Genomic DNA, 18,913 nt, shown 5'->3' on the forward strand with positions numbered 1-18,913 from the left:
CGCGGACCCCAGCCTGCGCCTCCACCCGTCTCCCTGCCGTCACGACCCGGGCGCGTCGGCGGGGGTCCGCGGGGGTAAAGCACCTACGGGTTCCCGGGTCGCCGATCCTCCTCGGGACCGAGGGCGGGAGGCGCGTCCGTTCCTACCGTGGAATCAGCGCGGCGGATCGCCGCAGAAGTGGGAGTTCGACGATGAGTCGCAAACTGGTCCGGCCCCGCCAGGGGCGCGTGTTCGCCGGCGTCTGCGCCGGCCTGGCCCAGCGGTTCGGCATGTCGGCCGGCATGGTCCGGCTGCTGTTCCTGCTGTCGCTGCTGCTGCCCGGCACGCAGGTGATCGTCTACCTGATCCTGTGGGTCCTCATGCCGAACGAGGACCGCTACCTGGCCGCCCGCCACTGACCGTGCCGCCCGCCCCGGGATCACCCGGGGCGGGCGCCGCCGGCGTCAGGGCGCCGTGTAGGTGACGGTCACCTTCTGATAGCCGAGGGAGCGGAGCAGCCCCTCCAGCATCTTGCGGGTGTTCTCCTCGGCCCGGGCGGTGAGCCCGCTGTCGCGGGCCGCCGCGGTGATCCGGTCCTCGGCGAGCTGGTAGACCTGCTGCTGCCGGTTGGGGTCGCCGCCGACCAGGTCGTTCAGCCGGTTGATCAGGCCGCGCTGCTCGGCGAAGACGTAGCTCTTGTCCATGTCGAGGTCGGTCTCGCCGAGCTGCGGCGCGGGCAGCTTGATCTCCACGGACTTGCCGTCGTCGGAGACCACCACGGCCCCGTCGGCGATCTTCGCGAAGTCGACGTACGCCTCGATGCGGCCCGCCCCCACGAAGAGCGTGCGCTCGTTGAGCAGGAAGTCGGGCACGTTGCGCCGGTCCTTCTGCACGTCCACGACCACCTGGAAGTTGCCCTCGGCGGCCACGTAGCGGCTCAGGTCGCGGATCGACTTGAGCAGCGGCGGCTGGCTGCGGTCGGTCTGCTCCTTGGCGAACGGGTTGCGGAAGTCCGGCAGCAGGCCGGTCGCCTGCACGCCGAGCAGCACCACCACGGCCAGCGCGGCCGCGCCGAGCACCCAGAGCAGGCCGCGCACCGGGCCGCCGGACGACGCCGGGGCGCCGGGCCGCGGGTCGGACGGCACGTCCGACCGGGCCCGGAGGGACTCGCCGGTCGGGTATTCCGGGAACTCCCTGGTGGGCTCGTTGATGTCACCGTCGCGGGCCATCGCCCCTCACCGTCCTCGTCAGACACATCGACTGAGAATGACGGTACGGCCACCGTGCGACAGTCGCTCGCCGAGCGACCCGATCGGGTGAGTTCGCAGCTCAGGCGAACGCGGAAAGCCCGGTCAGCCGCTGCCCGATCACCAGCTGGTGGATCTCCGAGGTGCCCTCGTAGGTCAGCACGCTCTCCAGGTTGTTGGCGTGCCGCATGACCGGGTATTCACCCGAGACCCCGTTCGCGCCCAGGATGGTCCGGCACTCCCGGGCGATGGCCAGGGCCTCCCGGACGTTGTTCAGCTTGCCCACGCTGACCTGGTCGGGGCGCAGCCTCCCGGCGTCGGCCAGCCGCCCCAGGTGCAGGGCCAGCAGCAGCCCCTTGTTCCACTCGACGGCCATGTCGGCGAGCTTGGCCTGGGTGAGCTGGAAGCCGGCCAGCGGCCGGCCGAACTGGGTGCGGGTGGTCGCGTAGGACAGCGCCGTCTCCAGGCAGTCCCGCGCCGCGCCGAGCGCGCCCCAGACGATGCCGTGCCGCGCCTCGGTGAGGCAGCTCAGCGGCGCCTTGAGCCCGATCGCCTCGGGCAGCCGGGCGTCCGCCGGCAGCCGCACGTCGTCGAGGGCGATCTCGCCGGTCAGCGACGCGCGCAGCGACATCTTGTGCCGGATCTCCCGCGCCGTCACCCCGGGCGTGTCCATGGGTACGGCGAAGCCGCGCACACCCTCGTCGGTGCGGGCCCAGATCACCCCGACGTCGGCGATCGGCGCGTTGGTGATCCACATCTTGCTGCCGGTGAGGATCCAGTCGTCGCCGTCGCGGCGGGCGCGGGTGGCCATCGAGGCCGGGTCGGAGCCGTGGTCCGGCTCGGTCAGCCCGAAGCAGCCGATCGCCTCGCCGCTCGCCATGGCGGGCAGCCACCGCTGCTTCTGCTCCTCGCTGCCGTAGCGCCAGATGGCGTACATGGCCAGCGAACCCTGCACCGACACCAGCGAGCGGAGGCCGGAGTCGCCCGCCTCCAGCTCCAGGCAGGCCAGCCCGTACGCGACGGCCGACGCGCCGGCGCAGCCGTAGCCGGTGAGGTGCATGCCGAGCAGGCCGAGCTTGCCGAACTCGCGGGCCAGCTCGCGGGCCGGGACGTGGCCGTCCTCGTACCAGCCGGCGACGTGCGGGCGGACCCGGTCGTCGACGAGCTGGCGCACCACGGCGCGAATCTGCCGCTCCTCCTCGCCCAGCGACGCGTCGATGTCCAGCAGGTCGAGAGGGGTCATGGCGTCACCTTAACGAAGACTCAGGGGCGCGTCATTCGGGCTGACCGCCCAGCACCAGCACCCGGGCGTGGATCTGGTTGCGCTGCTGGAGCGCCGCGCGCAGCGCCCGGTGCAGGCCGTCCTCCAGGTAGAGGCCGCCGTTCCACTGCACCACGTGCGGGAAGAGGTCGCCGTAGAAGGTGGAGTCCTCGGCGAGGAGCTTGTCGAGCGCCAGCTCCCGCTTCGTGGTGATGAGCTGGTCCAGCCGCAGCGGGCGCGGCGGGATCTCGGCCCACTGCTTGAGCGTGAGGTTGTGCTCCGGGTAGGGACGCCCGTCCCGGACCGCCCTGAAGATCACGGCACGCTCCCCTCCCCCCGGCCGGGCTGATGATGTCGGTGCCAGCCTAGCCGCACCTGCCACACCGCGTTTTACTCCCTCATGTCGGTTTCGCTACCGCCGATACCCGGGCCGGACGCGCTGAACCACGCTCAGCTCCAGCGGCCCCGCCGGACCACCTCGTCCACCGGCCGGCGACCGCGCCGCAGCGACGGTGACCGGTGGTCGGGTGCTCGGTAACCTACCGTGACCGCACCGATCGGGTGGTACTCCGCCGGCACGCCGAACGCCTCCCGGTACGCCCCGATCCGCTGCGGCGGGATGCCGAAGAAGCAGGCGCCCAGCCCCTCGTCCACGGCGGTGAGCAGCATGAGCAGGGCCGCGAAGCCGGTGTCGACGTACCAGTAGGGCACCGGCCAGCGGTCCTCGGAGCGGTCCCCCCAGCCCTTGTCCGGCTCGGCATAGCGGTCGAGGTACGCGGAACGGTTGGCGTGCGGCACCACGATGAGCGGGGCCGTGCGCATCCCGGCCAGCCAGCGTTCCCGGCCGCCGCCGCCCGGGGTGGCCGCCGCCCAGAACCGCTCCCGGTCCGCCGGCTCCTCCAGCACCAGGAAACCCCAGCCCTGCGCGAACCCGGCCGACGGAGCCCGGACGGCGTGGTCGAGCAGCCGGTCCACCACGTCGGCCGGGACCGGGCGGTCCGGGTCGTAGTTGCGGACCATCCGGCGACGCCGGACGACCTCGGCGAACTCCACGCTCACACCCCGGGCCGGATGCCCCAGGTGCCCCGCCAGGTCTGCCCGGGGGCCAGCGTGATCAGGTCCTTGCCCGAGCGGAACGCGTCGGCCGGGCAGGTCATCGGCTCGACCGCCACCGACCGCCGGTGCCGCTCCCCGGTGAGGGTGTCCCCGGTGAAGACCTGCCACCAGCCGAACTCGCCGTCGGCCCAGATGTGCACCGCCGCCGAACCGTCCGGGGCGGCCAGGGTCACCGACGAGCCGCCGTCGGCGTTCCGCACCACGTCACCGAAGGCCAGGTCGAGCACCGCGTCCCCGATCGCGCGGGGCTCGGTGTAGTCGTACTCGGAGCCGGCCACCTCGGTCGCGGCCACCGGCAGCAGCCGGTTGTCCAGCAGCACCCGCGTCCGCCCGGGCACCCGCATGGTCAGCTCGTTCACGCCGACCTTCGGCAGTTGCAGGTAGGGGTGCACGGAGAAGCCGAACGGGGCCGGCTCGGCGGACAGGTTGGTGACCTCGTGGTCGGCGCGCAGCCCGTCCGCCCCGACGCTCCACCGGCTCCGCAACCGCAGCGCCCACGGGTAGCCGGGGCTGGGCGGCAGCTCGTAGCCGATCGTCACGCTCTCCGGCGACTGCTCCACGAGCTGCCACCGCACCCAGTTGACCAGCCCGTGGATGGCGTTGTGCCGGGCCGGCTCGGTCAGGTCGAGCTGCAACGACCGGTCGCCGAAGGTGTAGACGCCGTCCCGGATCCGGTTCGGCCAGGGCGCCAGCACGTGACCGGCCGACCCGGGGGCCAGCTCGTCCGCCTCGTACCCGTCGAGGTAGTCGATCCCGTCGTGGCGGTAGGTCCGCAGGCCACCGCCCACCTCGACCACGACGGCCTCGTGGCCGCCGGCCGCGATGGTCCACTGTGCTCCGGACGGGGACGGGCGTTCGTCGGTCTCCATGCCGGCGACCTTAGTCCGTCGCACCCACCCGGCGCTCAGCCCGCCCGGCAACGTCCCAGCGTGCGGCCGGTCCGGCCCGGAGCGGCGGCCCGCACCGGGCCCCCGGTCAGGTCCGCTCGCCCGTCCCGTCGGCCCGGTAGCGGAGCAGGGCCGGGAAGACCGCCACCAGCAGCACCGCGAGCACGGCCGAGGCGAGGCCGCCGCCCACCATGGCGATGGTCGTGCCGGACGCGGCGGCCATCGCGCCCGCCCGCAGGTCGCCCAGGCGCGGGCCACCGGCGACCACCACCGTGTTGACGCCCTGGAGCCGGCCGCGCATCCGGTCCGGCGCGTAGATCAGCAGCATCGACTGGCGCAGGGTCGCGCTCACCAGGTCGGCGGCGCCCGCCAGGCCGAGCAGCATCACCACCAGCCAGAGCTGGCGGGCCAGCCCGGCCGCGGCGATCGCCACACCCCAGCCGACCACGGCCACCACGAGCACGACCCCCTGCCGGCGCACCCGGCCGATCCAGCCCGAGGTGAGGCCGCCCAGCATCGCGCCGATGGCGATGGCGCTGTAGAGCCAGCCGACCGCCGCCCCGCCGCCGAAGCGCTCGTGCGCCAGCTCGGGGAAGAGCGCCCGGGGCATGGCCAGGATCATGGCGATCAGGTCGATGGCGAAGGAGAGCAGCAGCACCGGCGTGGTGGCCAGGTAGCGGAGCCCGTCGACGATGCTGGCCAGCCCCGCCCTGCGCGGCGTGCCGTCGCCGTCCGGGTCCGGCTCGGGCGGCATGGCCGGCAGCCGCAGGGTGGCCCAGAGCGACACGGTGAACAGCAGCCCGTCGACCCCGTACGCGATCGGCAGCCCCATGTCGGTGTGCCAGGTGGCGAAGATCAGGCCGGCGGCGAGCGGCCCGAAGACCGAGGTCGCGGTGAACGTGGTGAAGTTCAGCGTGCTGGCCGCCGGCACCAGTTCGGCCGGCACCAGGCGGGGCAGGATCGCGCTGCGGGTCGGCGACGTGACCGCGAACGCGATCGACTGCACCGCGACCAGGACCAGCAGCAGCACCGGGCTGCCCACCCGCAGCAGCGACTGGAGCAGCAGCGCCAGCGTCGACGCCCAGAGCAGGGCGCCCCCGCCCAGCAGCACCCGCCGCCGGTCCCGGGCGTCGGCGACCGCCCCGCCCCACAGCCCGAAGACCAGCAGCGGCAGGAAGCCGGCGATCCCGAGCAGGCCGACCCAGAACGAGCCGCCGGTCAGGTCGAACATCTCCACCGGCACCGCCACGGCGGTGAACTGGAAGCCGAACATCGCCACGGCGTTGCCGAGCCACACCCGGCGGTACGCGGGCACGCCCAGCGGACGCAGGTCGATGGCCCAGCGGCGCGCCCCGCGCGGCCGGGCCTCCTTCACCCCCGTCACGGGGCCAGCCGCTCGGTGACCCAGGCGCCGTCCCCGGTTAGCCGGAACCGCAGCCGGTCGTGCAGCCGGCTGGCCCGGCCCTGCCAGAACTCCACCGTCTCCGGCCGCACCCGGAGCCCGCCCCAGTGCGGCGGCGCGGGGATCTCGTCCACGCCGGCGAAGCGCTCGGCAGCCGCCCGGTACGCCGCGTCCAGCGCCGCCCGGTCCGGCACCACCCGGGACTGGGTGCTGGCCCAGGCCCCGAGCTGGGAGCCGCGCGGCCGGGCGGCGAAGTACGCCTCGGTCTCGGCCCGGTCGACCCGGCTCACCCGACCGGTGACCGTCACCTGCCGGTGCATCGGGAACCAGGGGAAGACCAGGCTGGCCCACGGGTTGGCGGTCGCCTCGCCGCCCTTGCGGGAGCCGTAGTTGGTGTAGAAGACGAACCCGTCCGGGTCGTACCCCTTGAGCAGCACGGTGCGGCCACTCGGCCGCCCGTCGGCGTCGGCGGTGCCGACGACCATGGCGTTCGGTTCGGGCAGCGGATGCGCCACCGCGTCGGCGAACCAGCGGGCGAACTGCGTGTGCCAGTCCGGCGCGAGATCCGATTCGGAAAGGCCCAGGTCGGCGGCGTACTCGTTACGCATGCCGGCCGGGGCAGGTGTGTCGCCCGTCACTCTCGTCGTCCCTCTCCCGGAGATGCCGGCGTCCCCCGACGCTGGCCAGGCCCCGGCGTCCAGTCTTCTCCAGCCCGTGAGCTTGTCCACCGGCGGGGATGTCATGTGGCGCACACTCGCCGCGGGTCGCGGAGCCGGTTACCGAGCAGGCAAGATGTTCCGAACACACCCCCTGAGGGTCGCCCAAAGCCGCGGGTCCGTCAGCCCGCGCGGCAACCACCACCGCCGGAAGCCAGGAGACGACATGGCCGACTTCAAACCGGGCCTGGAGGGCGTCGTAGCCTTCGAGACCCAGATCGCCGAACCGGACCGCGAGGGTGGCGCGCTGCGCTACCGCGGCGTGGACATCGAGGATCTGATCGGTCAGGTCTCCTTCGGCAACGTCTGGGCGCTGCTGGTCGACGGGCGCTTCGGCCCGGGCCTGCCGCCGGCCGAGCCGTTCCCGGTGCCGGTGCACTCCGGCGACATCCGCGTCGACGTGCAGTCCGCGGTCGCCATGCTGGCCCCGTACTGGGGGCTCAACCAGCTCCTCGACATCTCCGACGAGCAGGCTCGCGAGGACCTGGCCCGGGTGTCGGTCACCGCCCTGTCCTTCGTCGCCCAGTCCGCCCGCGGCCTCGGCCTGCCGGCCGTGCCGCAGAAGGAGATCGACAAGGCGGAGACGATCGTCGAGCGGTTCATGAAGCGCTGGCGGGGTGAGCCCGACCCGCGGCACGTCAAGGCCGTCGACGCCTACTTCATCTCGGCCGCCGAGCACGGCCTGAACGCCTCCACCTTCACCACCCGGATCGTCGCCTCCACCGGCGCCGACGCCGCGGCCTGCATCTCCTCCGGCATCGGCGCGCTCTCCGGCCCGTTGCACGGCGGCGCGCCGTCCCGGGTGCTCAGCATGCTGGAGGCCGTCGAGCGCAGCGGCGACGCCGAGGGCTACGTCAAGGGCGTCCTCGACCGGGGCGAGCGGCTCATGGGCTTCGGCCACCGGGTCTACCGCGCCGAGGACCCGCGCGCCCGGGTGCTCCGCCGCACCGCCAAGGAGCTGGGCGCGCCGCGCTTCGAGATCGCCGAGGCGCTGGAGAAGGCCGCCCTGGCCGAGCTGCAGGCCCGCCGCCCGGACCGGGTGCTCGCCACCAACGTCGAGTTCTGGTCGGCCGTGGTGCTGGACTTCGCCGAGGTGCCGGCGCACATGTTCACCTCGATGTTCACCTGTGCCCGGATGGGCGGTTGGTCCGCGCACATCCTGGAGCAGAAGAAGCTCCAGCGGCTGGTCCGCCCGTCGGCCCGCTACATCGGCCCGGGCAGCCGCAAGCCGCAGCAGGTCGAGGGCTGGGACGCCATCCCGCACGGCGTCTGATCCTCCCCGCGTACCCCTCGCCAGGGCCCGGTCCGTCGCGGACCGGGCCCTGGCCGTGTGGCGCATCCCTCAGCTCCGGGGGTGGGACCAGCCGCCGGGGCGGGCGGCGCGGGTGCGAGGATGAAGGCCGGCAGTGCCGCCGGACCGGGCTCGGACCCGGCTCCGCCGCGCGCCCGCGCGTGGCCGCCGTCGTTCCGCGCCCCGCTGACAGGGCCCACTCGCCCACGCGGAAGGATCGAGAAGACCGTGGCTGACGTACCGACCATCCGGATTCCCGACGACATCAGGCCCGCCGACGGCCGCTTCGGCTGCGGCCCGTCCAAGGTCCGGCCCGCGGCGGTCTCCGCTCTCGCCGACGTCGCCACCAGTTACCTGGGCACCTCGCACCGCCAGAAGACGGTCCGGGACCAGGTGGCCCGGCTGCGCCGCGGCATCGCCGAGTTCTTCTCCGTCCCCGAGGGCTACGAGGTGGTGCTGGGCAACGGCGGCACCACGGCCTTCTGGGAGGTCGCCACCTTCGGCCTGGTCCGCGACCGGGCCCAGTTCGCCAGCTTCGGCGAGTTCGGCGCCAAGTTCGCCAAGTCGGTCAAGGACGCGCCGTTCCTGGGCGAGCCGACCGTGCGCAAGTCCGAGGCGGGCAGCGCGCCGACCCTGGTCGCCGAGGCGGGCGTGGACGTCTACGCCACCCCGCACAACGAGACCTCCACCGGCGTGGCGGTGCCGATCAGCCGGGTGCCGGGCGCCGACGAGGGCTCGCTGCTGCTGGTCGACGCCACCTCCGGCGCCGGCGGCCTGGAGGTCAACGTCGGCGAGACCGACGTCTACTACTTCGCTCCGCAGAAGTGCTTCGGCTCCGACGGCGGCCTCTGGCTGGCGCTCATGTCGCCGGCCGCGCTCGCCCGGGCCACCGAGATCAAGGAGTCGGGCCGCTACATCCCGGCCTTCCTCGACCTGGTCACCGCGATCGACAACTCGCGGCTGGAGCAGACCTACAACACCCCGGCGCTGGCCACCATCTTCCTGGCCGCCGAGCAGACCGACTGGATGAACTCGCAGGGCGGGCTGGCCTGGGCGGCCAAGCGCACCGCCGAGAGCGCCGGCATCGTCTACGGCTGGGCGGAGCGCTCTTCGTTCGCCACCCCGTTCGTGACCGACCCGGCGCTGCGCTCCAACGTGGTCGCCACCGTCGACTTCGCCGACGGGGTGGACGCCTCGGCGATCGCCAAGGTGCTGCGCGCCAACGGCATCGTGGACACCGAGCCCTACCGGAAGCTCGGCCGCAACCAGCTCCGCGTCGCGCTCTTCCCGGCCGTCGAGCCGGCCGACGTGGAGGCGCTCACCGCGTCCATCGACTACGTGGTCGAGCGACTCTGACCGTGTCGTGACGGTGGGTGGTCGTCGGGGCTCCGGCGACCACCCACCGTGATCATCGCCGCAGCTCAGTCGCAACATGCCGGGGTGTCGCATCCCCCACCTTCGGGTAGATGAGCGTACGGTGGTTCGAGACGCCCGGGTGGCCGGCTCGTGGCGTGACGGCCAGCGAAGCGGGACGGAGGCAAGCCCATGCGCCCAGTACGCTTCGTCGCCCTCTCGGAGGACGGCCAGGCTCTGGTGCTCGCCGACGAGGTCGGGCGCCTGCTCGCCCTGCCCATCGACGAGCGCATCGCCTCGGCGCTGCACGCCGAGCCGGGCGCGGCCCCACTCGCGGTCGTGCCGAGCGCCGCCGACCCGACCCCGTCGCTCTCCCCGCGGGACATCCAGGCCCGGATCCGCTCCGGCGAGTCCGCCGAGGACGTCGCCCGGATCGCCGGCGTTCCGGTCGACCGCGTCCTGCGCTACGCGGGCCCGGTGCTCCAGGAGCGGGCCATGCTCGCCCAGCACGCCCGGCGCACCCGGCTCAAGGGCGCCGAGAAGCCCACCCCGCTGGCCGAGGTGGTCAACGGCCGGCTGGCCCAGCACGGGATCGACACCGAGAAGATCTCCTGGGACGCCTACCGGCGCGACGACGGCACCTGGCGGATCATCGCCACCTGGCCGTCCGGCAAGGCGACCGCGCAGGCGGTCTGGGATCTCGACAAGCTCCGGCAGAACGTCGCGCCGCACGACGACATGGCGCAATACCTGTGCGCCGAGCGTCCCACGCCGATCCTCGGCCAGGAGCCGGCGCCCGAGCGGGGCGGCCACGCGCTGCCCGGCCCGTCGCGCGGCGAGCCGAGCCGGGGTGGGCACGGCCTGCCGTCGCCCGCCGAGCACGCCCGCCCGGGGCGGGACCCGATCCGCGCCGGCCGGGACGCGCTGCTCGCCTCGCTGGACCGGCCGCTCGGCGGCACGTCCGGTCGCGGTCTGGACACCCGCTCCCCGGCCGCGCTGGCCGGGTCCGACGCCCCCCGCCAGCGGGCGGTCACCGGGGGCGCTGCCGCGCTGCTCGGCGGCGGCCAGGGCTCCGCGTTCGACGACGACTCGGACGCGCCGAAGGAGATCCCGGCCGTGCCGTCGCTGGCCGTGCTCCGGCCCCGGCGCACGGGCCCCGCGGCGGCGACCGGCGGCACCGGCACCGAGTCCACCGAGGCCGGTGGCAAGCCGCGCAAGCGCCTGCCGAGCTGGGACGACGTCCTCTTCGGCACCGGCCCGGCGGCCCGCGAGTCCTCCTGACCGACGGTCCACCCTGGGTTTGCGTGAGGCACTCTAAGTGCCTGCGTGCCAGGGTGGACCCATGGAGTACACGAACCTGGGACGCACCGGCCTGTCGGTGAGCCGGCTCTGCCTCGGCACCATGAACTTCGGGCCGCAGACCGACGAGCCGGACAGCTTCGCCATCATGGACCGGGCGCTCGAACACGGGATCAACTTCTTCGACACCGCCAACGTCTACGGCTGGAAGACCGGTGAGGGCGTCACCGAGCAGATCATCGGCCGCTGGTTCGCCCAGGGCGGCGGGCGCCGCGACAAGGTTGTCCTGGCCACCAAGGTCTACGGCAAGATGGGCGAGTGGCCCAACGAGCAGGGCCTGAGCGCCCGGCACATCATCCGGGCCTGCGAGGACTCGCTGCGCCGGCTCCAGACCGACACCATCGACCTCTACCAGATGCACCACATCTCCCGGACCACGCCGTGGGAGGAGATCTGGCAGGCCATGGAGACCCTGGTCGCCCAGGGCAAGGTGCTCTACGTCGGCTCGTCCAACTTCGCCGGCTGGCACATCGCACAGGCGCAGGCCGCGGCCGGCCGCCGCAACTTCCTCGGGCTCGTCTCCGAGCAGTGCATCTACAATCTCATGACCCGGCACGTCGAGCTGGAGGTGGTCCCGGCCGCGCAGCACTACGGGCTGGGCATCATCCCCTGGTCGCCGCTGCACGGCGGGCTGCTCTCCGGGGTCATCCGCAAGATGGCCGAGGGCGGCGCGGCCCGCGGCGCCTCCGGCCGGTCGGCCGACGCGCTCGCCGAGCACCGGCAGACCATCGAGGCGTACGAGAAGCTCTGCGCCGACCTCGGTCACGACCCGGCGGACGTGGCGCTGGCCTGGCTGCTCTCCCGCCCGGGCGTGACCGCCCCCATCGTCGGGCCGCGCACCATGGACCAGCTCGACCGCAACCTGGGTGCGCTGGCCGTACGGCTCGACGAGGCCACGCTGGAGAAGCTCGACGAGCTCTTCCCGCCGGTCGGCAACGGCGGCCCGGGCCCCGAGGCCTGGGCCTGGTGATCCGCTGACCGGGTCGGCCGGCTGCTCCGGCCGACCCGGTCAGACCGGCCAGGCGGCGAGACGGTCGTAGGTGGGGCGCGGGCCCGGGTGGCTGCGCACCAGGACCAGCTCGTCGGCGCTCCACTCCGGACCGTGGTAGTCGTGCAGGGTCTCCCGGTCGGCGAGCACGTCGGCGCGGTCGATCCGGTCGCCGGGGCGGGCGATGGTGAGGTGGGCCCGGAACGGCTTCTCGTCGTGCGGCAGCCGGGCCCGGCGCAGCCCCGACCGGATGAGCCGGGCGAGCACCTGCAACCCGTCGACCTCGCCGCGGACGTCCACCCAGAGCACCGTGAACCGGCCGCGCCCGAAGCTGCCCCCGCCGCCCAGCCGCAGTCGCGGGGAGCTGCCCCGGGCGTCCCGGAACGTCTGCGCGGCGAGGCCGAGCGCGCTCTCCACGTCGACCAGCCGGTCGTCGGGTGTGTCGCCGAGGAAGGCCAGGGTGAGGTGGGCGTTGGCCGGGTCGGCCAGCCGGACGTTGGTGCCGGCGGCCGCGGCGGCCCCGGTGCGCAGCCGGGCCACCTGGGCGCTCAGGTCGTCGACCGCCGGCTTCGGCGGGTAGACCGCGACGAAGAGCCGCACCGGTCAGCGGTGCCGCTGGTGGTGGCCGGGGCGGGCGGCGGGCAGGGTGAGCCCGGCGGCGTGCAGGAGTCCCTCGACGCGTACCCGTTCGATCTCCCGGTCGACGCCTTCCAGCTCGGCCAGGTGCTCGGCGATGCCGAGCGCCCCGCAGGCGGCCCGCAGTCGCTCGTCGTACGCGTCGATGACCGCGCCGTGCCACACCACCGAGCGGTCGGCGGCGGCGAGCCGGTGGCCGCCGAGGCGGCGCAGGTCGACGGCGAGTTGTTCCAGCGGGCGGCGGTCCTCCCGGTCGAACTCGGTGAGGTCGATGTCGCGGGTGAGCGACTCGGCCTCGATGGCCCGGTCCAGCCGGGCGATGGTGCGGCGTTCCCGGCGCTGTTCGCGCCACTCGGCCCAGCCGCAGGCCACCCGGTCGAGGATCTCGTCGGCGCAGAAGACCAGCGCGAAGAGGGCCGGCAGGCAGCAGACGGCGAGAATCGCCAGTATCAGCAGCAGTCCTCGTCCCACTCCCACGTATCGACGCTATGCCCCACCGTCACCGCCCGCCACCCGATTGGCGAGATCCGGACGCGAATGAATGAGGAAGGACCGGTCCCCTCGGGCGGGAACCGGTCCTTCGGGCGGTCGACGGGTCACTCCGCCCCGGGCGACACCACGTAGAAGCGCGGCATGGGCAGCACCCGCATCCGCAGCCGGGCGCCGGAGCGGCGCAGCTGCCAGGTGAGCGCCAGCAGGGCGGCGGCCAGCGAGATGAGGCCACCGATCCAGATGCTCGCGCCGGCCCCGTAGGTCTCGGCCACCCAGCCGATGAGCGGCGCGCCCACCGGGTTGGTGCCCAGGAAGACGAGCACCCACAGCGCCATCACCCGGCCCCGGAAGGCGGCGTCGACGCCGAGCTGGACCCGCTGGTTGGCGGCCTGGGCGAAGAAGACCATGAAGAACCCGGTGGGCAGCAGCAGCGCCACCACCAGCCAGTACGTCGGGGCGAGCCCGACGAGGGTGCCGAAGCTGGCGCAGCCGATCGCCGCGCCGAGCACCAGCCAGACCGACGGCCGGCTGCGCCGCCCGGTGCCGGACAGGGCGCCGGTGAGCGCGCCGACCGCCAGCGCGGTGCTGAACAGGCCGAACGAGGCGGCGCCGGTGTGGAACACGGTCTTGGCCAGCGCGGCGAGGGTGAGCTGGAAGTTGAACAGGCTCATCCCGACCACCGACATGACGAACATCGGCAGCAGGAGATCGGGACGCCGCGCGACGTACCGGAGCCCGTCCACGACCTTGGCCTGGTCGCGCTGGCCGGCCGGCGGCAGATCCTTGCGGTGCAGGTCCGCGGCGCGCATCCGGACCACGTTGACCAGCGGGGCGATCGAGCTGAGCGCGCTGAACATGAAGACCGGGCCGACGTCGAAGGCGGCGATGGCCAGGCCGGCGACGGCCGGGCCGACGATCCGGGCCGAGTTGAAGGTGGCCGCGTTGAGCGAGAGCGCGTTCGGCAGCAGCGGCACGCCGACCAGTTCGGAGACGAACGCCTGCCGGACCGGGGTCTCCACGGCGTTGGCGACGCCGAGCAGGGCGGCGAACGCGAAGACGTGCCAGAGCTGCACGAGCCCGGTGACCACCAGGATGCTCATCACCAGCGCCAGCACGGTCCAGAACGCGTTGGCGACGAAGAGCAGCAGCCGCTTGTCGTAGCGGTCGGCGAGGCGGCCGGAGAGCAGGGTCAGCAGGAGGACGGGGGTGAACTGCATCGCGGTGACCACACCGAGCGCGGTCGCCGAGTTGTCGCTGAGCTCGAGGACGAGCCAGTCCTGGGCGATGAACATCATCCAGACGCCGATCAGTTTGATCAGCTGCCCGGTGGCGAAGAGTCGGTAGTTACGGACTCGTAGGGACTGGAACATCGTGCTCAGCTTGGCCTGCACTCTAGGTGCGCCTCCTCGCGATCATGTACGCCTCATCCACAACGGACGAAGCGGACCGCAGGACGCGGGTACCCACTCAGGCGCGAGCGATGCCCTGAAGAATGTCGGCGGCACGCCGCAGCGTGTCGCGTTCCTCCTCGGTCAGGGCGGCCAGCCGGCTGGCCAGCCACTCGTTGCGGGCCCGCTCGAACTGGTCGAGCACGGCCTGTCCTCCCTCGGTCGCCGCCAGGATGACCTGCCGTCCGTCGGTCGGATGGGGGGTGCGCTGCACAAGGCCGCGCTCCTCCAGCTTCGCGACGATCTTCGTCATCGTCGGCGGCTGCACCCGCTCGATGTCGGCCAGCTCCCGGGGTGTCAGGGCGCCTGCCAGCCTGAGGCTGGTGAGCGCCGAGAGCTGAGTGACCGTGAGGTCGCCGACCGGCCGGGCCTGTCGGACCCGCCGGTTGAGTCGAGTGATCGCATCACGCAGCTGAGGGGCCAGCTGCGCCGGTGGCACGCGTTTCGCCGTCACCGTCCGCTCCGTCACGTTAGTTAGCTTAACTAATGAGCCTGGCTAACGACATGCGATATGACCAGGCTCACCAGAGGGGTCAGAGGACCACGGACTCGATCGGCCCGCGCAGGAAGTAGAGGACGAACAGCGCGGCCACCCCGTACAGCAGGGGGTGGACCTCGCGGAACCGGCCCTTCGCCAGCTTCAGCAGCACGAAGGTGATCACCCCGGCGCCGATCCCGTTCGAGATCGAGTAGGTGAACGGCATCAGCACGATCGTGAGGAACGCCGGGATGGCGATCTCGTAGTCGGTCCAGTCGATCGTGCGGACCGCCGTCATCATGAGGAAGCCGACCACCACGAGCGCCGTCGACGCGGCCTCGAAGGGCACCACCACCGCCAGCGGCGCCAGGAACATGGCCAGCAGGAACAGGCCGCCGGTGACCAGGTTGGCCACCCCGGTCCGGGCGCCCTCCGCGACACCGGCGGCACTCTCGATGTACGACGTGTTGCTCGACACCGAGGCCGCGCCACCCGCCGCGGCGGCGATCGAGTCGACCAGCAGGATCTCCCGGGCCCGTGGCGGGGTGCCCCGGTCGTCGAGCATGTCGCCCTCCTGGCCGATGGCGACCATCGTGCCCATGGTGTCGAAGAAGTCCGTGATGAGCAGGGTGAAGACGAACATCAACGGGACCAGCCAGCCGACCCGGGTCCACGAGTCCAGCACGTTGAAGTTGCCGAGCAGCGACAGGTCGGGGACGTCCACCACCTTCGCCGGCAACTCGGGCACGTTCAACGCCCAGCCCTTGGGGTTCGGCTTCCCGTCGACGAAGGACGGCCCGATGTTGCCGACCGTCTCCACCACGATCGCCAGCACGGTGGAGGTCAGGATGCCGATGAGGATCGCGCCGCGGACCCGGCGTACCACCAGCACCAGGGTCAACAGCAGGCCCACCACGAAGACCAGCAGGGGCCAGCTGACGATCCGGCCGCTGATGCCCAGCCCGACCGGGACCGTGGTGTTCGCCGCGTCGGGCACGCGCCTCACGAAGCCGGCGTCGACCAGGCCGATGATCGTGAGGAAGAGGCCGATGCCGACGCCGATCGCCGTCTTGAGCTGGGTCGGTACCGAGCGGAACACCGCCGTACGCAGCCCGGTGAGCACGAGGATGCCGATCAGCACACCCTCGATCACCACGAGACCCATGGCGTCCGCCCAGGTCATCTGCGGCGCGATCTCGAACGCGACCAGCGCGTTCACGCCCAGCCCGGCGGCCAGCGCGATCGGGAACCGGGCCACCACCCCCATCAGGATGGTCATCACGCCGGCGACCAGCGCGGTGGCCGCCGCCAGCGCTGGAATGGCGAGCTTGCGCCCGTCGCCGTCGACCGCGCTGCCCAGGATCAGCGGGTTCAACACCACGATGTACGCCATCGTGAAGAACGTGGCCAGCCCGCCCCGGACCTCCCGGCCCGGCGTCGACCGGCGGGCGGAGATCTCGAAGAAGCGGTCGAAGGCGTTGCGCGGGTGCGCGGGATCGGGTGGGGTGCCGTGGTCCGGCGGCGGCGCGATGGCCATCGGGTCCTCACATATCGATCGACCGGTTGTCGCGCGCATCGTCCCAGATCACTCGCGGGCAGGGAAGGACGATCGCGTACGCTGGGCGGGTGCCCCAGGAGCAACCGCCGCGGCCCGAGCCGCTCGACCCGCCGATGGTGCCGTTCGCCCTCGCCGGGCTGGTCGCGTGGGCGGTGGCCGGGCTGGTGCTGCTGCTGTTCTTCCGTGACTGGCTCACCGCGCACGGGCACCAGAACTGGCTCTGGACCTGCCTGGCCGGGTTCCTGTGGGGCTTTCCCGGGCTGGCCGTGATGATGCGGCACGACGCCAACCGGCGCCGCCGCCGAGGAGCCACCGCCCGTCAGGGCTGACGGTCAGGGGTGCCCGTACGGCTCCGCCGGCTCGGCCGCCTCCACCGAGCCCGGGGCCCGGCTCACCGACATGGCCTCGACGGCGCTGTCGTCGTAGACCGTCGGCAGCTCGTCCACCGGGCTCTCCGCCGCCTCGATCAGCGTCTCGGAGTGGGCGCCGCAGCCGTGGTCGGCGCTGACCACCCGACCGTCGTCGGGGGCGTAGAAGTTGCCGCAGGCGCCGAAGGACTGCCGCAGCGCCCCGGCGAGCGGCAGGTAGAAGCCGCAGGTGCCGCAGCGGGCGGCGGCCGGTGCGGCCACCGAGATCGCGGCGTTGGGGCCGTGGTCGCCGTCGTACCAGCGCTGGGCCGCGTCGGTGCGACCCTCGCGGGACAGCACCCGGGCCCGGCCGAGGCCCAGCTCCCAGGCGGTCTCCTCCACGGCCGGATCGTCGGAGAGCAGGTAGCCGGGGGCGAGCCGCTCGTCGTCCGCCGGGGTGGGCAGCAGGTCACCGGGGCCCAGGTCGCCCGGCTTGAGCCGCTCCTGCCAGGGCAGCCAGCCCGGGGCGAGCAGCGCGTCGGCGCCCGGCAGCAGCACCGTCTCGCAGATCGTGACCGTGCGGCTGCGCGGCGCCCGGGTCACCGTGACGGCCCAGCGCCAGCCCCGGTAGCCGGCCAGGCGGCACTCGAAGTAGTGGGTGACGAGCCGGTCGCCCTCGGCGACGGCTTGGAGGTGATCGCCGACGTCGGCGGGGTCCACCTCGGTGATGGCGGCGCGCGCCACATCGACGGCGGCGGCGCACACCTGGTCGAGCCGGGGAGCGCGGGCGGAGGCGGGCCTGGTCACCGGACCATTGTTCCCCATGCCTGCGGTCGGGCGACAGGCACTCCCCGGAGTCGTTCTCCCCGGGTGATGCGGCGCGCGTGGATCAGATGGGCGAGGATGGGACACATGCCGCTGTCCTCCCGCTCCGGCCGGTCCGTCCTCGGGCGGACCGTCGGCACCGGCATCCGCGCCACCCGCCTGCTGCTCCGGGGCTCGCTGCACGGCGGGCGGTGGATGACCCGGCGGGCCGGCACGGCCCGGGCCCGCAGCGCCGGCAACGAGGTCGGCATGGTCCGCCTCTTCGACCTGCACGCCCTCTCCTGCGCCGGGGACACGCTGATCGCCATCGGCCTTGCCGGCACGATCTTCTTCGACGTCCCGCTCGGCGAGGCGCGCAACAAGGTCGCGCTCTACCTGCTGGTGACCATGGTCCCGTTCGCCATGCTCGCCCCCGTGGTCGGCCCGCTGCTGGACCACTTCCGGCACGGCCGCCGCTACGCGCTGGCCGCCACCATGCTCGGCCGGGCCTTCCTGGCCTGGCTGATCTCCGACTACATCGGCGGCTTCGGGCTCTATCCGGCCGCGTTCGGGGTGCTCGCCCTCTCCCGGGCGTACGGGGTGGCCCGCTCGGCGGCGGTCCCCCGGCTGCTGCCCGAGGGGCTCGGGCTGTCGCAGGTGGGCGCCCGGGCGAGCGTCTACGGCACGGTGGCCGGCGCGCTCGTCGCCCCGATCGGGCTGGCCGCGTTCTGGTTCGGGCCGCAGTGGCCGCTCCGGGTCGCGTCGCTCATCTTCCTGATCGGCATGATCATCTCGCTGCGGCTGCCGCCGCGGGCCGACTCGGAGCCGCCCGAGCGGGTGCCCCGGCCGCTGCGGGCGCTACGCCGCCGGGACGGCGAACGCCCGCTGGGCCGGGGCCGGCCCGCCGGCCGGCTGGTCATCGCCACGCTGATCGGCGCGGCGGCGCTGCGCGGGCTCTACGGCTTCCTGCTGCTCTTCCTGGCCTTCGCGATCAAGGCCGGCGACCTGACCACCGACTTCTTCGGCCGGGACCTGGGCGCCCAGGGCGCGCTGGGCCTGGCCGGCGGGGCGCTGGCGGTGGGCACCTTCCTGGCCACCGCTATCGGCACCCGGCTGCGCATCCACCGCCCGGCGGCGATCCAGTCCAGCGGCACGGTCATCGTGGCCGGGGTGGCGGTGCTCGCCGCCCTGAAGTTCTCGCTGCCCATGGTGGCGCTGCTCTGCGTCGTCACCTCGCTGATGAGCGGGATCGCCAAGCTGGCGGTCGACGCCTCGATCCAGGAGCGGATCCCGGAGCGGCTGCGGGCCAGCTCGTTCGCCCACTCGGAGACCGCGCTGATGCTGGCCTTCGTGGCCGGCGGCGGGCTCGGGCTGGTCCCGTTCACCGGCCCGGTCGGCGTGGCGGTCGCCGCCTGCGTGGCCGCGCTGGTGGCCGCCCGCGGGGTGCTGGTGGCCACCCGGCTGCGCGGCGAGCACCTGGTCGGGCGCCCGCTCGGCGACGACGAACTGGCCACCGACCCCGCTACGGAGTTCGACGACCCCGCCCCCACG

20 protein-coding genes are annotated in these 18,913 nt (G+C 73.3%); 7 read left to right on the forward strand and 13 right to left on the reverse strand.

Annotation, left to right across the window (positions count from 1 at the left end; all coding sequences use genetic code 11):
* Nucleotides 1–191 precede the first annotated feature (191 nt).
* A complete protein-coding gene (locus F8274_RS21535; RefSeq protein ID WP_151464180.1) occupies nucleotides 192–398 on the forward strand; it encodes a PspC domain-containing protein in 207 nt (68 codons plus the stop codon).
* A gap of 45 nt (nucleotides 399–443) precedes the next feature.
* Here the strand turns inward: F8274_RS21535 and F8274_RS21540 are convergent, their stop codons facing one another.
* The 7 genes from F8274_RS21540 to pdxH all read right to left on the reverse strand — a co-directional run bounded on the left by F8274_RS21540 (nucleotide 444) and on the right by pdxH (nucleotide 6,500).
* Nucleotides 444–1,208: a DUF4230 domain-containing protein gene (locus F8274_RS21540; RefSeq protein ID WP_151464181.1), complete on the reverse strand. Its 765-nt coding sequence runs from the start codon at nucleotides 1,206–1,208 to the stop codon at nucleotides 444–446.
* A 100-nt stretch (nucleotides 1,209–1,308) separates the two neighbouring features.
* A complete protein-coding gene (locus F8274_RS21545) occupies nucleotides 1,309–2,469 on the reverse strand; it encodes an acyl-CoA dehydrogenase family protein (RefSeq protein ID WP_151464182.1) in 1,161 nt (386 codons plus the stop codon).
* A 31-nt stretch (nucleotides 2,470–2,500) separates the two neighbouring features.
* Nucleotides 2,501–2,806 carry a type II toxin-antitoxin system VapB family antitoxin gene (locus F8274_RS21550; RefSeq protein ID WP_151464183.1) on the reverse strand — a complete coding sequence of 102 codons (306 nt, stop codon included), beginning with the start codon at nucleotides 2,804–2,806 and terminating at the stop codon, nucleotides 2,501–2,503.
* A gap of 131 nt (nucleotides 2,807–2,937) precedes the next feature.
* On the reverse strand, nucleotides 2,938–3,540 hold the full coding sequence (locus tag F8274_RS21555) for a nitroreductase family protein (protein ID WP_151464184.1): 603 nt from the start codon (nucleotides 3,538–3,540) through the stop codon (nucleotides 2,938–2,940).
* Nucleotides 3,541–3,542: 2 nt separating this feature from the next.
* On the reverse strand, nucleotides 3,543–4,472 hold the full coding sequence (locus F8274_RS21560; RefSeq protein WP_151464185.1) for an aldose 1-epimerase family protein: 930 nt from the start codon (nucleotides 4,470–4,472) through the stop codon (nucleotides 3,543–3,545).
* Nucleotides 4,473–4,578: 106 nt separating this feature from the next.
* Nucleotides 4,579–5,874 (reverse strand): MFS transporter, encoded by a 1,296-nt coding sequence (locus tag F8274_RS21565; protein ID WP_151464186.1) that lies wholly within the window; start codon nucleotides 5,872–5,874, stop codon nucleotides 4,579–4,581.
* Nucleotides 5,871–6,500, reverse strand: coding sequence for a pyridoxamine 5'-phosphate oxidase (gene pdxH / locus F8274_RS21570; protein WP_192579920.1), 630 nt, complete (start codon nucleotides 6,498–6,500; stop codon nucleotides 5,871–5,873). The genes F8274_RS21565 and pdxH overlap by 4 nt, the downstream gene beginning before the upstream one ends.
* Nucleotides 6,501–6,774: 274 nt before the next feature.
* Between pdxH and F8274_RS21575 the strand changes: the two genes are divergently transcribed.
* From F8274_RS21575 to F8274_RS21590, 4 genes are all read left to right on the forward strand, one after another.
* A complete protein-coding gene (locus F8274_RS21575; RefSeq protein WP_151464188.1) occupies nucleotides 6,775–7,881 on the forward strand; it encodes a citrate synthase 2 in 1,107 nt (368 codons plus the stop codon).
* Nucleotides 7,882–8,127: 246 nt separating this feature from the next.
* Nucleotides 8,128–9,255: a phosphoserine transaminase gene (gene serC / locus F8274_RS21580; RefSeq protein ID WP_151464189.1), complete on the forward strand. Its 1,128-nt coding sequence runs from the start codon at nucleotides 8,128–8,130 to the stop codon at nucleotides 9,253–9,255.
* 189 nt (nucleotides 9,256–9,444) lie between these two features.
* Complete coding sequence (gene sepH, locus F8274_RS21585; RefSeq protein ID WP_151464190.1) at nucleotides 9,445–10,533, forward strand: septation protein SepH; 1,089 nt, start codon at nucleotides 9,445–9,447, stop codon at nucleotides 10,531–10,533.
* Nucleotides 10,534–10,594: 61 nt separating this feature from the next.
* Complete coding sequence (locus F8274_RS21590; protein WP_151464191.1) at nucleotides 10,595–11,581, forward strand: aldo/keto reductase; 987 nt, start codon at nucleotides 10,595–10,597, stop codon at nucleotides 11,579–11,581.
* Nucleotides 11,582–11,620: 39 nt separating this feature from the next.
* Here the strand turns inward: F8274_RS21590 and thpR are convergent, their stop codons facing one another.
* The 5 genes from thpR to F8274_RS21615 all read right to left on the reverse strand — a co-directional run bounded on the left by thpR (nucleotide 11,621) and on the right by F8274_RS21615 (nucleotide 16,190).
* Nucleotides 11,621–12,199: an RNA 2',3'-cyclic phosphodiesterase gene (thpR, locus tag F8274_RS21595; RefSeq protein WP_151464192.1), complete on the reverse strand. Its 579-nt coding sequence runs from the start codon at nucleotides 12,197–12,199 to the stop codon at nucleotides 11,621–11,623.
* A gap of 3 nt (nucleotides 12,200–12,202) precedes the next feature.
* Nucleotides 12,203–12,712 carry a hypothetical protein gene (locus F8274_RS21600; protein ID WP_151464193.1) on the reverse strand — a complete coding sequence of 170 codons (510 nt, stop codon included), beginning with the start codon at nucleotides 12,710–12,712 and terminating at the stop codon, nucleotides 12,203–12,205.
* A gap of 119 nt (nucleotides 12,713–12,831) precedes the next feature.
* Nucleotides 12,832–14,118, reverse strand: a complete 1,287-nt coding sequence (locus F8274_RS21605; protein ID WP_151464194.1) for an MFS transporter — start codon at nucleotides 14,116–14,118, stop codon at nucleotides 12,832–12,834.
* 76 nt (nucleotides 14,119–14,194) lie between these two features.
* Entirely contained in the window at nucleotides 14,195–14,644 is a 450-nt protein-coding gene (locus F8274_RS21610) for a MarR family winged helix-turn-helix transcriptional regulator (protein WP_192579921.1), read from the reverse strand.
* Nucleotides 14,645–14,708: 64 nt separating this feature from the next.
* Nucleotides 14,709–16,190 (reverse strand): NCS2 family permease, encoded by a 1,482-nt coding sequence (locus F8274_RS21615; RefSeq protein ID WP_151464195.1) that lies wholly within the window; start codon nucleotides 16,188–16,190, stop codon nucleotides 14,709–14,711.
* Nucleotides 16,191–16,279: 89 nt separating this feature from the next.
* On the opposite strand from F8274_RS21615, the gene F8274_RS21620 reads away from it, so the two are divergent.
* Nucleotides 16,280–16,540, forward strand: coding sequence for a DUF2530 domain-containing protein (locus tag F8274_RS21620; RefSeq protein ID WP_151464196.1), 261 nt, complete (start codon nucleotides 16,280–16,282; stop codon nucleotides 16,538–16,540).
* A 3-nt stretch (nucleotides 16,541–16,543) separates the two neighbouring features.
* Here F8274_RS21620 and F8274_RS21625 read toward each other — a convergent pair whose 3' ends face one another.
* Nucleotides 16,544–17,383, reverse strand: a complete 840-nt coding sequence (locus tag F8274_RS21625) for a DUF3027 domain-containing protein (RefSeq protein WP_151464197.1) — start codon at nucleotides 17,381–17,383, stop codon at nucleotides 16,544–16,546.
* A gap of 87 nt (nucleotides 17,384–17,470) precedes the next feature.
* On the opposite strand from F8274_RS21625, the gene F8274_RS21630 reads away from it, so the two are divergent.
* Nucleotides 17,471–18,913, forward strand: a 1,443-nt coding sequence (locus F8274_RS21630) for an MFS transporter (RefSeq protein ID WP_151464198.1), incomplete at its 3' end; no start/stop codon positions are given.

The organism is Micromonospora sp. AMSO31t, assembly GCF_008868175.1.
GTDB lineage: Bacteria > Actinomycetota > Actinomycetes > Mycobacteriales > Micromonosporaceae > Micromonospora.

Excerpts from the sequence above, each read along its gene's own strand:
- F8274_RS21615 (WP_151464195.1), bottom strand. The coding sequence starts at position 16,190 with ATGGCCATCGCGCCGCCGCCGGACCACGGCACCCCACCCGATCCCGCG.
- F8274_RS21560 (WP_151464185.1), bottom strand. The coding sequence starts at position 4,472 with ATGGAGACCGACGAACGCCCGTCCCCGTCCGGAGCACAGTGGACCATC.
- F8274_RS21545 (WP_151464182.1), bottom strand. The coding sequence starts at position 2,469 with ATGACCCCTCTCGACCTGCTGGACATCGACGCGTCGCTGGGCGAGGAG.
- F8274_RS21540 (WP_151464181.1), bottom strand. The coding sequence starts at position 1,208 with ATGGCCCGCGACGGTGACATCAACGAGCCCACCAGGGAGTTCCCGGAA.
- F8274_RS21590 (WP_151464191.1), top strand. The coding sequence starts at position 10,595 with ATGGAGTACACGAACCTGGGACGCACCGGCCTGTCGGTGAGCCGGCTC.
- pdxH (WP_192579920.1), bottom strand. The coding sequence starts at position 6,500 with ATGCGTAACGAGTACGCCGCCGACCTGGGCCTTTCCGAATCGGATCTC.
- F8274_RS21535 (WP_151464180.1), top strand. The coding sequence starts at position 192 with ATGAGTCGCAAACTGGTCCGGCCCCGCCAGGGGCGCGTGTTCGCCGGC.
- sepH (WP_151464190.1), top strand. The coding sequence starts at position 9,445 with ATGCGCCCAGTACGCTTCGTCGCCCTCTCGGAGGACGGCCAGGCTCTG.
- F8274_RS21575 (WP_151464188.1), top strand. The coding sequence starts at position 6,775 with ATGGCCGACTTCAAACCGGGCCTGGAGGGCGTCGTAGCCTTCGAGACC.
- F8274_RS21625 (WP_151464197.1), bottom strand. The coding sequence starts at position 17,383 with ATGGGGAACAATGGTCCGGTGACCAGGCCCGCCTCCGCCCGCGCTCCC.